Source organism: Kribbella sp. NPDC050820, from assembly GCF_040653975.1.
Taxonomy (GTDB): domain Bacteria; phylum Actinomycetota; class Actinomycetes; order Propionibacteriales; family Kribbellaceae; genus Kribbella.
Window position 1 is genome coordinate 1 of the sequence record NZ_JBFAHB010000063.1, and the last position, 12,266, is coordinate 12,266.

The window sequence follows — 12,266 nt, forward strand, 5'->3', positions numbered from 1 at the left end:
CGCAACCAGGCGAAGCGCGCGGCCCGCATTATCAGCGCCTGGGCCGACCCCTACCTGGCCGACCAGTGACAGTCAGCCGCGCTGCCTCTCACGACCCAGCCCGTCGGAGTAGTCAGTCCCGCCGACGTGTGCTCAGCCGAGTACCCGGATAGCGACGTGTTACAGCCCATTGAGCCAAGGGCCACATGGTTTCCACGACGCCATCGACTCAGGCAGCGCCTGCCAAGACATCCTCATTTGCCGCCGAGAGTGAAGCCAACCATGCCGACCCGGGCGGGCGGCTAGGCTGCGTCCGTGACGGCCGCACCGGATGCCAGCGTTGGACTCAGGGCCGCGGAACGCCTGGTGCGGCTGGGAACAACCGAGATCCAGCCGGGCCTCAGCGAGACGGAGCTGGCTCGGGTCGAGCAACGATTCGGGTTCGAGTTCGCCGACGACCATCGAGCCTTCCTCACCGCCGGCCTGCCCGCCCCGCCAACTGATTCGCGACAGGCTAGAAGCCTGGCTACCACCAGGACGCCGGCCAACGCACGGATCAGCCGATGTGCGGTCGATGGCTGACCACTCTTTGATTCACGAGCGTGGCCGATCGGTACCTGGCACTACCGAACGACCTGCCTTGGCCGCTACTCCGACTTGCGCCCGAACACTCGCTTGGCGACGGAGCCGGTGCCGATAGCGGCGAACAGGGCGACAAAGACCCCCGAGGGAATGCTGCTGAAACTCGAATCGACGCCGTGGAAGGTCGCCGCGCCTCCATAAACGCCGACGAAGAGCACGGCCACCCACATCGCGACGATCGCCAGCGTGGCCCACATCTCGCGAACAAGGATCCGTGCAGCCCAGCCTCCACGTGGAGACCGAACTGAAGACTGATCTTGCATGGTTGTTGTCATGACTGCCTCCTAAAGGTCCACTCCTAGTCGATCCGGTGGCTAAACCCGCCGGTAGAGCCGGAGGTCAGCCACCGTGTAGGCAGGAGGGCCCAAGCGGCTACGCCCAGAGACAACGAGGCTTCGCGGCTGTCGTGCTGTCGCGCCAAGATCCGCACATGCCGCCGACAGCGAAAGCTCGGAACTGCCGATGAGCGGATAACCTTCTGGAGCCTGGGCGCCGCAGTGGGCGACAGCTATGCGCGAGCTTGCCGGGGTGTCACGTTAGACCTCCGTACGGTGGCTCCAGCCCGGATGGCGCGCGGGATCTCGGCAACGTTGTCGACGTGGTCCAACAGCCGGGCAAGCCCCTGGGCAGAAGCGGGCGAACTCAGCTCGGCGGAGTAGGTGATGCCGGTCGATGTCCACGCTTCGGTGTCGAAGCCTCCGCCGGCCGATACCCGGACTCCGTCAATCTGCAGGCCGAGCGTGGCGGCCTCGCGGTATATGTCATTGAGAACGCACGCAGCTGCAGCGAGGTGCAATAGATGGACTCCGCTGAATGACGCCTCGACGGTCACTCCCCCCGACGTCCAGCGATGCGGGAACTGGATTGCGTGGGCGTCATCCGACCTGAACGGCCCCGTGCCCACTACGACGTCGAACTGGTCCATCGGCTGCCCCTTGTGCGTCCTGCGTCATTCGACCCGGATGTCTGCTGCCGGCCTTGCGCAGGACCGGCCCGGCGGAGGAGAGCTTGGCGACGGCGCGGGCTACAGGTGTGCACCGCGATGGGCGCAACGTCGTGCGGTCGAGCTTGATCACCCGGCGTCCCTCGGCGTAGATGGTCGGCTCGTTGGGGGATAGAAGGCGGAAGTCATCGACGGCAGAGGAGCTGCCGATGTGCTTGAGCCAGAAGTGGACGAGGACGTCGTCTGTCCCGCGAATCGGCGCACAGTAGCTGATGCTGAACTCCTTGACGACGTTGAAGGCGTCTGGAGTGATGGGCCGACCCTCTCGAAACGTGTGGCCACGTTGTTTCCAGAAGGTGGCCAACGCGCGCTCGACGAGTAACGCGTACCGGGCGTTGTGGACCATCCCATCGGGTCGAGGTCGTCGAAGTGCACCGGCAACAGCTCCGCATGCCCGTAGTCGATCGACAGTTCGGTGGCGAAGGCGGCGGTCATCACACGAGCCCCGGCGTCGGATCGAACCACGGATCAGGTCGACTGGACAGATGCGTTCTCGGGTCGCAGCGCGAGCACGACGTCGGCGACGTCACGCATGGATTCCTCGACGCGGTAGACGTCACAGATCGAACGGGCGAGATCGCCGGTCATGAACCGCTCCATCGACGCGGCGGAGTCCCAGACGTACACGCCGCCGTACTCACCGCTCCGAAAGCGCAGATAGTACTTCTGCAGTAGCCCGGGAATGGCGAGGTACTCGCGTGCGCGGAGGTGGAAGAGCTCTGTGATGCGCTCGTCGGACAGCGCGGACCGGAAGCGGACGATGTGGATGACCATGGTTTCCTCCTTGGTCGTGGCACCATCAGCCTGACTGCGCCTCCTGGACTCGGGCTGGAGTCCCGCTGGAGCCGGCGCTGTCCGTACGCTTCGAATATGGACTACCAGGTGCTGGGCCATCTGCGGGTGCTCGACGAAAACGGCGCCGAGGTGCAACTGTCCGCACCCAAGCTGCGGACCCTGCTGGCTCTATTGCTGGTCCACCGGGGCCACCCCGTCAGCGTTGATCGGATCGCGCAGGCCCTGTGGGGCGACCTATTGCCCAGCTCCGCTGCCAACCTGGTCCAGGGCTACATACGTGACCTGCGCCTGCGGCTCGGCGCCGAGGAGGTCGCGACGGTCCCTGGAGGGTATCGGCTCGACGTGAGATGGGGGACGGTCGACGCGGAACGCTTCGAGGATCTGGTGCGCGCCCGCAGGTATGAAGAGGCCCTCGCGCTGTGGCATGGCACTGCCCTAGAGGAGTGGGTCGAACAGCCCTGGGCGCGGGCCCACGCAGCGCGGCTGGAGGAGATGCGCCTTTCCGCCGCAGAGGAACGCTTGGCGCAGGAGGTCGACGCGGGCCAAGCATCCGCGGTGGTTGCCGAGCTCGCGGCGCTCGTCCAAGAGCACCCGTTACGTGAGCGGTTTCGCGTCCTCATGGTGAAAGCGCTCTACGCCTCTGGCCGGCAAGCCGACGCGCTCGCGGCCTACGCTCAGGCTCGCCGCGATCTCGCTGACGAGGTGGGGCTGGAACCGGGGCCAGAGTTGCGTGCCGTGGAAGCCGCCGTACTGGCGCAGGACTCCTCACTGGTGCCCGCACCCATCCGCTCCGCCGCGGCTCCGCCGGCACCGGTGACCGCGCTGGTTGGTCGGGATAGCGAACTTGCCTCTATACGGTCGGCGCTGGCGGTGTCCCGACTCGTGACGCTGAGCGGACCGGGCGGGATCGGCAAGACCAGGCTCGCGGTCGAGGTCGCCGCGGCGCCCCCGGAGTCTGGACCGGTGTGGTTTGTGGAGCTCGCACCCGTCCTGGTCAGCGACGCCGTCGCCAGGAGTGTGGCACGAGCGCTCCAGTTGGCGGAGTCACCAGGGCAGGAGATCGATCTCATTGGCGACTACGTGTCCCGGCGGCCGGGCTTGCTTGTTCTCGATACCTGCGAACACGTCGTCGAGGCGGTGGCGAGGCTGGCGACCCGCGTGCTGTCACGGTGCCCGGACCTGAAGATCCTTGCGACCACCCGCCAGCCGCTACGGGCTCCCGGCGAGCAGGTCGTCCAGCTGAGCGGGCTCGACGAGGTTGCTGGCGCCGACGTGTTCACAGCACGCGCCCGTGCCGCGAATCCCGCGGTGGAGCTAGACCCCGACCGGGTGCGGGCGATCGTCGGCAGACTGGAGGGGGTTCCGCTGGCGCTCGAGTTGGCCGCGGCCAGGATCGCCTCATTGTCGCTGGAGCAGCTCGCCGATAGTTTGAGTCAGCCGCTGGACGCGCTCGCGGGTGACGCCCTCGCGGGTGATCCGAGGCATCGCACAATGCGGGCCGTCATCGGCTGGAGCCACAACCTACTAGACGAACGAGATCGGGAGGCTTTCGCCGCTCTGTCTGTGTTCCTAGGATCCTTCGACCGCGAGGCTGCCGGCGCAGTTGTGGACGACGGTCCGGACGCAGTCGACCACCTGCTGGGGCGCTCGCTGCTCACCCGGGATGTCGACCTGCTCGGACAGGCTCGTTACCGCTTCCTCGGCCCGGTGCGACAGTTCGCCGAAGAGACGGCGACACCGACAATGCGCGACAACGCCCTGCACCAACACCTCGACTACCACGTAGCTCTCGCGGCACGAGTCAACGACCGGATCCAGACCCAGGAGGCGACGGCGTGGGCCGCGGTCGCGCGCGCCAGCGCGGAAGACCTGCGAAAGGCGGCCACCTACGCCATCTCCGAGCGTCTGGCATCCGCGGGTCGCCTCGTAGCCGACCTGTACTGGCCTTGGTTTCTGGACGGCCAACTCTCGGAGCTCCGCTCATGGGCGAGCGCGGTCCTCACCGGCGATACCGACGCTCATGTCCGAGCCCGCCTGCTGCGGATCCTGGCTTCGACTGCCCTCGCCCAAGGCGATACGGCCGTAGCTGTTGGCTATGCGGCCCGTCAGCTCGACGCTGCGATGGCCCTGCGGGATCTGGAGCTGGTGGCCCTGGCACGGAACCTGCTCGGGATGGCCGCCTGGGCCCGGGGTGACTATGCCGCCGCTGGTGGGCACCACCTGGCTGCCATGGACGAGGCGCGGAATTGCGGCCGTCCGTGGACGCTTGCCCTCGTCACAGCGCTGGCCGGTCGGTCCGTGCACGCGACCGGCGACCGAGAGGCCGGCGAGGAGTTGCTTCGAGACGCTGAAGCCCAAGCCGAGAAGGTCGGTGAACCAATGGTGTTGGGGAGCGCGCTGGACTACCGAGCGCATGCGGAGTTCGCACTGGGACGCGACAGGGAGGCCACCCGTTTGGCATCGCGCAGCCTTGCGGCGTACCGAAGCATCGGCTATCAAGAGGGCATTGCCTCGGCCGGCACGTTGGCGGCTCAACTCGCTGTCTTGGCTGGCGATTACGAACAGGCAGAGACCTTGCTGATCCAGGCCCTTGATGTGTCCCGGCGCCTCCGCCATCTCGGCGGCACGGCATCCGTCCTGGAGGCGATGGCCGTGCTGGACTACGACCGAGGTGAGCACCAGCGGGCAGGCCGATACCTTGACGACGCCCGCGCCCTCAGGGATCAAACCGGTACCGTGCCCTCGCCGGCGCTGCACGATCAACTCAGCCGAGTCCAACAATCGCTCGCACTTGAACGATAAACGGACATCCGGTTCTGCCGCCGATCGCGCTTCCGACTTGGGGCCGCGCTACGAGACCAAGTCGCCGAGTTGAGCGACGAGACCTCGCATGTCCTCGCCGGCGTCAAGGGTCACCACGACGGACGCCTCCCACGCGCCTGGTTCGTAGCCCCGTGGGCCACGGATGATGAACCGGAGACTGACGTGACCTCGTCCGTCATGCATAGCGTCGATACGGAGGTCGTGCTCAAGTGACTCCCAGGCGCGTACGCCGTCCCATCCTTGGTACGACTCCGCCAGCCCAGCTGCCCACCACACGATCCCGTCACCATTGAGCGTCCGGACCCAGGCTGCCGCGTTGACGCCATCATCGGCAAGCTCGCACCGAAGGTCGAGCACCTCGTCGTTCCATGGCCTGTCGGCGCTACTCAGACGGGCGGATCCACGCCCTGGTTCGGCGGTGATTTCGACACCGTCGTCCAACTGTCTCAACACGAGGTAGAGCATGCCACTGGTGCCGGCTCGACGCGGGACGGCAGCGCGCTCCCAATGCGGGTGCGATCGTCGCCGAGTTCGGCCAGGATCCGTGCGCCGGTGTTGTCGGCCAGTCCGGGGAAGCTGGTGATGATGGCGTGGTCGGAGTGCTGCTGGAACGCCTCGGCGGGTGGCTTTCCCGAGTTCGTCGACGTTGCGGCACTCGGTGTCGAGGGCCGCGAGGAGGGCGAGTGCCTGGCGGCCCATGGCGTGTTTGACCAGGTCGGGTTGCCGCGGCTGGGGCTCGCGGAGCGCGGCGTGGAGTTGTGCTGCGGTGGTGTCATGCGGTGCTGGCGGCCGGCTCGGCGCAGCGCGGCGGCGATCCGTGCCTTCGATAGCTTGGCTGCCGCGGCGGGGGGTGGTGCGATTGCCAGCAGTGCGCGGGCGTCGTTGTTGGCGAGGTTGCTGGCGTTCTTGCCGGCGACGGTCTCGCTGATGCGCTTCTTCGCGAGCAGTTGACCGGACTCGTCGATCAGGGCGATGTCGTGATGGCCTTCGGCTCAGTCGATCCCGCAGAACACCTTCACCTGTCTGTACCCTCCTCCTAGCCGGTGTTCAGTCCGGTTCGGACCCTGGCGAGAACGCGCGGCGCCCTGATGACGAGACTCTGCGGTCTTCCCTCCGATGAGCCGTTCGCGATCCCAGCGATCCCCACGGCCCCGGTCTGCGGATCAGAGCTCGAAGGCTCCCGATGAACGAGGTATCTACCGTGCGGGCGGGCTCGAACCACGACCAACGCTCCCGGCGTGCAGGCCGGTGTGGCGACGTTCGATCCGGATGTGGAGGTGTCAGGCGAGCGCGGCAGATCCAAGCTCTCGCAACGCTCAGTCCAGCGGTGCAGACCAGTCGGTGGCCCGCACGGCGCCGAGACGTGCAACGGGCCCTGGTCCTCGCCTCGCCAGACGGCCACGATCCTCGCGATCTTGTACTCACGGGCAGTCACCATTGCCGCGATGGCAGCGTGCTCGGCACAGAATCCCGTACCGGAGGCGGTGTCGATACAGACACCGACGTACACCCTGCCGGTGTCAGTACACGTCGGTTACGCATGCCAACGTGAAACGGCGGCGGACCATGGGAGACGTCGGAAGGACGTTCCCAGGTCGGCCGCCGTTTCGGCCACCTACCCGCGGGTCAGCGGGCTACGTGGATCACACGTCGTAGTAGAGCTCGAACTCGTGGGGGTGGGGGCGGAGCTGGATCGGGGCGATTTCCTGCTCGCGCTTGAGGTCGATCCAGGTCTCGATCAGGTCCTCGGTGAAGACGCCACCCTCGAGCAGGAAGTCGTGGTCGGCCTCGAGGGAGTCGATCACGGCCGGCAGCGAGGTCGGCACCTGCGGGATGCTCGCGTGCTCCTCCGGCGGCAGCTCGTAGAGGTCCTTGTCGACCGGGTCGACCGGCTCGATCTTGTTGCGGACGCCGTCCAGGCCGGCCAGCAGCTGGGCCGAGAAGGCCAGGTACGGGTTCGCCGACGGGTCGGGGCAGCGGAACTCGATCCGCTTCGCCTTCGGGTTCGACCCGGTGATCGGGATCCGGATGCAGGCCGAGCGGTTGCGCTGCGAGTACACCAGGTTGACCGGCGCCTCGAAGCCCGGCACCAGGCGGTGGTAGGAGTTCACCGTCGGGTTGGTGAAGGCCAGCAGCGACGGGGCGTGCTTGAGCAGGCCGCCGATGTACCAGCGGGCGACGTCGGACAGGCCGCCGTACCCGGACTCGTCGTAGAACAGCGGGTCGCCGCCGTTCCACAGCGACTGGTGGCAGTGCATGCCGGAGCCGTTGTCACCGAAGATCGGCTTCGGCATGAAGGTCGCGGTCTTGCCGGCCGCCCAGGCGGTGTTCTTGACGATGTACTTGAACTTCATCACGTTGTCGGCGGACTTCAGCAGCTCGTCGAAGCGGAAGTTGATCTCCGCCTGGCCCGCGGTGCCGACCTCGTGGTGGGCGCGCTCGACGATCAGGCCGGACCGCTCCAGGGCCAGCGTGATGTCGTCGCGCAGGTCGCCGAAGTGGTCGGTCGGCGCGACCGGGAAGTAACCACCCTTGTAGCGGACCTTGTAGCCGCGGTTGCCGCCGTCCTCGACCCGGCCGGTGTTCCAGGCGCCGGCGATCGAGTCGATCGAGTAGTACCCGGTGTTCTGCTTCGTCTCGAACCGGACGTCGTCGAACATGTAGAACTCGGCCTCGGGCGCGAAGAACGCGGTGTCCGCGATCCCGGTCGACTTCAGGTACTCCTGCGCCTTGCGGGCGATGTTGCGCGGGTCGCGGCTGTACGCCTCGCCGGTCAGCGGGTCGTGCACGAAGAAGTTGATCGCCAGCGTCTTGGTGCCGCGGTACTCGTCGATGAACGCGCTGGTCGGGTCGGGCAGCAGCATCATGTCCGACTCGTGGATCTGCTGGAAACCGCGCACGGACGAACCGTCGAACGCCAGGCCCTCTTCGAAGACCTCGGGACCGAACGACGACACCGGGACGGTGAAGTGCTGCATGATGCCCGGCAGGTCGCAGAACCGGACGTCGACGATCTCGACGCCCTCGTCCTTGACGTAGGCGAGCAGCTCCTCAGCGCTGGAAAACATTCGTACTCCTCGGGGTGGCTCAGAGATTGCATCTGAACGTAAGGCCCCCCGGTTTCCCGGCGGTGACCCTGATGTTTCGCGGATGTTACGCCCAGCGTGTCCGCGCTGACCCACTGGTGTACGGCGCTTACGCCCTGAGATATCCCGGTCCGCTGTGACCGGTGCCCGGACGTGTCCGTAGGCTAGCCATCATGGCACCATCCGCGCAGCCTGGCACAGGACCCACCGAAGAATTCCGGTTTCCGGGCAACCGCCTGGGACTGCCCGAGGACGGCCCGGGCGCGGTCGCGGGCTGGGGCCGCCGGGTGCTCGCGCTGCTGGTGGACTGGCTGATCGCCGGGCTGGTCGCGTCCGCGATCACGTCCAAGCCGATGTGGGCAGGCGGCAACGACTACAGCACCTCGCACCTGGTCACGTTCTTCGCGATGACCGCGATCCTGACCGGGCTGCTCGGCTACACGATCGGTCACCGGATCTGCGGGGTCCGGGTGGCGCCGGTCCGCGGCAACACGACCCATCCCGGGCCGCCAGGGCTCGTGGCCGGGCTGATCCGTGCCTTCCTGCTCTGCCTGCTGATCCCCGCCGTCGTCTACGACCGCGACCGCCGGGGTCTCCACGACCGCGCGGCCAGCACAGTCGTCGTACGGCGGTAGGCCTCAGCGCCTGGTCAGGCGGATTTGCACGTCGTCGAGGTACCCGGTGCGGAAGCCGGCCTCGGAGTACGCCAGGTAGAACTCCCACATCCGCCGGAACGTGTCGTCGAAGCCGAGCCGGGCGATCTCCGGCCAGCGCTCGATGAACCGGTTCCGCCAGATCCGCAGCGTCCGGGCGTAGTCGGCGCCCAGGTGCCGCAGCACCTCGGGGCGGAGCCCGGTGTGCTGGGCGGTGACGTCCTCGATCACCTTGATCGACGGGATCAGGCCGCCGGGGAAGATGTACTTCTGCACCCAGGTGAAGGTGTTGCGGGTGGCCAGCATCCGCGCGTGTGGCATGACGATCGCCTGCACCACGGCCACCCCGCCGGGCGCCAGCCGCCGCTCGATCGCGTCGAAGTAGACCGGCCAGTACTTCTCGCCGACCGCCTCGATCATCTCCACGCTCAGGACCGCGTCGAACTCGCCGATCTGGTCGCGGTAGTCACGCAGCGCGACCTGCACCCGGTCGCCGACCCCGGCTTCGGCGATCTTGCGCTGCGCCAGCAACGCCTGCTGCGAAGCGATCGTGATCGCCGTCACCCAGGCGCCACGCTGAGCGGCGCGGATGGCGAGACTCGCCCAACCACAGCCGATATCGAGCACCCGGGACCCGGACACCACTCCGGCGGCGTCGAGGATCGCGTCGAGCTTGTTCAGCTGCGCCTGAGTGAGCTCGTCGTACGACGCTGTCGCCAGCTCGGCCGCGGACGTGCCCAGCCCTGGATTGCCGAAGTACGCCGCCGAGTAGGTCAGGGTCGGGTCGAGGAACTCGGAGAACATCGCGTTGCTCAGGTCGTAGTGCCGGCTGACGTTCTGCCGGGCGCCGGCCCGGTCGTTCTCCTGGTCGCCGGGCTGGGACCGGGTGACCAGCCAGCGCAGCGACTGGGCCCACTTCGGCAGCAGGTGCCGGGTCTCCTCGTTGCTGAACCGCTCCGCGAACGGGACCAGCAGGTCGGCCAGGTCGGTCCCGGGCTCCGGATCCCAGTCGCCGGCCAGGTAGGCCTCGCCGAACCCGGACCCGGCGTCGTGCCCGAGCCGGTCCAGGAACGCCGACGTCCGGTGCACGCGCATCGCCGGGCCGCCCAGTCCGTACGAGCGGTTGCTGTCCAGGTGGATCGTGGCCGGCAGGTCCTTCGCGACCATCCGGATCGCGGCCGCGGCGCCCGCCCGGCGGACCGGGTTCGACCGCGGGCGGGCCAGTGTGGGCCACGTCTCGGTCGCCGGCTGGTGCACAGCCACCGGCAGGAGATCCGTCATGGTCGTCAACCTCGTGTCCTCGTTCCGTCCTGGTCGCACCTTAAGGCCAACCAGCCACCCCACTGCGCGACACGAAGGCACACTCGTGCCACGTCACGACAGATCAACTGCTGAGCGGCTGCCGAGTTACCGGCATCTCACCCACAGAGAGCGCTCAGGCACCCTCGGACGCCCGCTGGCCGAGGATCAGCCGGTTCCCGTCCGGGTCCTCGGCCCGCGCGACCCGCTCACCCCACGGCCGAACCGCAGCCCGACGTACGCCGGCTTCCCCTCCGGCGGTCCTTCGACTGACGAACGAGGAGGCGCTGAATCTACTCAGCGGCCCTTCATGGCCTGGCGGGCGCCCTTGAGGCTGGTCGGGATCGGGCCCTTCGGCATCGGCACCTGCGGGCGGACGGCGTCCAGCGCCTTGAGCCGCTGCAGCAGGTCGGTGATCTCGGACGGCTGCAGCGCGGCCGGCAGCTTCATCACGTGCTTGGTCAGCTTGCGGATGTCGATCTCGTCCTCGCCCTGACCGGCCACGATCTGGATCACCGGCGCGCCGCCGGCCACCCGGGTGTGCTTCTTGCCCTCGGCCTGCAGCAGGTTCTTCACCCGGCTCGCCTGGCCCTCGCCGACCAGCACGATGCCCGGCCGGCCCACCACGCGGTGCACGATGTCGGCGTTCTTGGTGACCGCGACCGCGGGCGTCACGTTCCAGCCGCGGCGCAGCGTCTGCAGCGCGGACGCGGCCGCGCCGGCCTGGCCCTCGATCTGGCTGTACGCGGCCTTCTCGACCCGGCGGCCGAAGATGATCGTGGTGGCCAGGAACGCGAGCGCGACACCCAGCGGCAGCCAGACCAGCAGCGGCCCGACGAAGATGGCGAGCGCGACGAACACCGCGACGATGCCGAGGAAGATCCCGGCGAGCACCAGTCCGATCTTCGGGTCGGACTTCTTGGTCAGCTGGTACGCCGACCGGATCTGCTTGAGCCGGCTGGTCTTCTTCTCGGCGGGCGCGTCGTTCTTGGCCATCTCTCCCAGATCCCTGTTTATGCGTTCTGTGCGGCGTTCGGGGCCGCGGAGCTCATCCGCGACTCCACAGCCTGACGGTACAGCCGACCGGCCCGGTACGACGAACGCACGAGCGGACCGGACATGACTCCGACGAAGCCGATCTGCTCGGCCTCGGCCTGCAGTTCGACGAACTCCTCGGGCTTGACCCAGCGCTCGACCGGATGGTGGCGCACCGAGGGGCGCAGGTACTGGGTGATGGTGATGATCTCGCAGCCGGCGGCGTGCAGGTCGCGCAGCGCCTGGCTTACCTCGTCGCGGGTCTCGCCCATGCCGAGGATCAGGTTCGACTTGGTCACCAGGCCGTAGTCGCGGGCCTGGGTGATGACGTTCAGCGAGCGCTCGTAGCGGAACCCGGGCCGGATCCGGCGGAAGATCCGCGGCACCGTCTCCACGTTGTGCGCGAACACCTCCGGCCGCGAGGAGAACACCTCGGCCAGCTGCTCCGGGACGGCGTTGAAGTCGGGCGCGAGCATCTCGACCCCGGTGCCGGGGTTCAGCTCGTGGATCTGGCGGATCGTCTCGGCGTACAGCCAGGCGCCGCCGTCCTCGAGGTCGTCGCGGGCCACGCCGGTCACGGTCGCGTAGCGCAGGCCCATGGTCCGGACCGACTCGGCGACCCGGCGCGGCTCGTCGCGGTCCAGCGCCTCGGGTTTGCCGGTGTCGATCTGGCAGAAGTCACAGCGCCGGGTGCACTGGTCGCCGCCGATCAGGAAGGTGGCCTCGCGGTCCTCCCAGCACTCGAAGATGTTCGGGCAGCCGGCTTCCTGGCACACCGTGTGCAGCTGCTCGGACTTCACCAGCTTCTGCAGCGCCTGATATTCCGGGCCCATCTTCGCCCGGGTCTTGATCCACTCGGGTTTGCGCTCGATCGGGGTCTCCGCGTTGCGCACCTCGAGCCTGAGCAGTTTCCGTCCTTCTGGGGCGATCGTCACGCCCTCCAGGGTACGC

General features: G+C 67.8%; 13 protein-coding genes. 4 read left to right on the forward strand and 9 right to left on the reverse strand.

Annotated elements, in window-relative coordinates; translation table 11 throughout:
* The first annotated feature begins 294 nt into the window (after positions 1-294).
* Positions 295-561 (forward strand): hypothetical protein, encoded by a 267-nt coding sequence (locus AB0H36_RS36495; RefSeq protein WP_360534474.1) that lies wholly within the window; start codon positions 295-297, stop codon positions 559-561.
* Between the two features lie 65 nt (positions 562-626).
* Here the strand turns inward: AB0H36_RS36495 and AB0H36_RS36500 are convergent, their stop codons facing one another.
* From AB0H36_RS36500 to AB0H36_RS36515, 4 genes are all read right to left on the reverse strand, one after another.
* Positions 627-896, reverse strand: coding sequence for a hypothetical protein (locus AB0H36_RS36500; protein WP_360534476.1), 270 nt, complete (start codon positions 894-896; stop codon positions 627-629).
* Between the two features lie 233 nt (positions 897-1,129).
* Complete coding sequence (locus AB0H36_RS36505) at positions 1,130-1,546, reverse strand: OsmC family protein (protein ID WP_360534478.1); 417 nt, start codon at positions 1,544-1,546, stop codon at positions 1,130-1,132.
* Complete coding sequence (locus AB0H36_RS36510; protein ID WP_360534480.1) at positions 1,497-1,970, reverse strand: hotdog domain-containing protein; 474 nt, start codon at positions 1,968-1,970, stop codon at positions 1,497-1,499. Before AB0H36_RS36510 ends, AB0H36_RS36505 begins: the two co-directional genes overlap by 50 nt.
* 122 nt (positions 1,971-2,092) lie before the next feature.
* Complete coding sequence (locus AB0H36_RS36515) at positions 2,093-2,398, reverse strand: hypothetical protein (protein ID WP_360534482.1); 306 nt, start codon at positions 2,396-2,398, stop codon at positions 2,093-2,095.
* 96 nt (positions 2,399-2,494) lie between these two features.
* On the opposite strand from AB0H36_RS36515, the gene AB0H36_RS36520 reads away from it, so the two are divergent.
* Positions 2,495-5,221: a BTAD domain-containing putative transcriptional regulator gene (locus tag AB0H36_RS36520; protein ID WP_360534484.1), complete on the forward strand. Its 2,727-nt coding sequence runs from the start codon at positions 2,495-2,497 to the stop codon at positions 5,219-5,221.
* Between the two features lie 48 nt (positions 5,222-5,269).
* Here AB0H36_RS36520 and AB0H36_RS36525 read toward each other — a convergent pair whose 3' ends face one another.
* A complete protein-coding gene (locus tag AB0H36_RS36525) occupies positions 5,270-5,695 on the reverse strand; it encodes a DUF6228 family protein (protein WP_360534486.1) in 426 nt (141 codons plus the stop codon).
* A 132-nt stretch (positions 5,696-5,827) separates the two neighbouring features.
* On the opposite strand from AB0H36_RS36525, the gene AB0H36_RS36530 reads away from it, so the two are divergent.
* Positions 5,828-6,193: a hypothetical protein gene (locus AB0H36_RS36530; RefSeq protein WP_360534488.1), complete on the forward strand. Its 366-nt coding sequence runs from the start codon at positions 5,828-5,830 to the stop codon at positions 6,191-6,193.
* A 692-nt stretch (positions 6,194-6,885) separates the two neighbouring features.
* Here AB0H36_RS36530 and glnA read toward each other — a convergent pair.
* Positions 6,886-8,310 carry a type I glutamate--ammonia ligase gene (glnA, locus tag AB0H36_RS36535; RefSeq protein ID WP_360534490.1) on the reverse strand — a complete coding sequence of 475 codons (1,425 nt, stop codon included), beginning with the start codon at positions 8,308-8,310 and terminating at the stop codon, positions 6,886-6,888.
* A gap of 191 nt (positions 8,311-8,501) precedes the next feature.
* Between glnA and AB0H36_RS36540 the strand changes: the two genes are divergently transcribed.
* Complete coding sequence (locus AB0H36_RS36540; RefSeq protein WP_360534492.1) at positions 8,502-8,963, forward strand: RDD family protein; 462 nt, start codon at positions 8,502-8,504, stop codon at positions 8,961-8,963.
* Positions 8,964-8,966: 3 nt separating this feature from the next.
* On the opposite strand, the gene AB0H36_RS36545 is transcribed toward AB0H36_RS36540, so the two are convergent.
* The 3 genes from AB0H36_RS36545 to lipA all read right to left on the reverse strand — a co-directional run bounded on the left by AB0H36_RS36545 (position 8,967) and on the right by lipA (position 12,250).
* Positions 8,967-10,262: a cyclopropane-fatty-acyl-phospholipid synthase family protein gene (locus AB0H36_RS36545; protein WP_360534494.1), complete on the reverse strand. Its 1,296-nt coding sequence runs from the start codon at positions 10,260-10,262 to the stop codon at positions 8,967-8,969.
* 315 nt (positions 10,263-10,577) lie between these two features.
* Complete coding sequence (locus AB0H36_RS36550) at positions 10,578-11,276, reverse strand: DUF4191 domain-containing protein (RefSeq protein ID WP_360534495.1); 699 nt, start codon at positions 11,274-11,276, stop codon at positions 10,578-10,580.
* A 17-nt stretch (positions 11,277-11,293) separates the two neighbouring features.
* A complete protein-coding gene (lipA, locus tag AB0H36_RS36555) occupies positions 11,294-12,250 on the reverse strand; it encodes a lipoyl synthase (RefSeq protein WP_360534497.1) in 957 nt (318 codons plus the stop codon).
* Positions 12,251-12,266 lie beyond the last annotated feature (16 nt).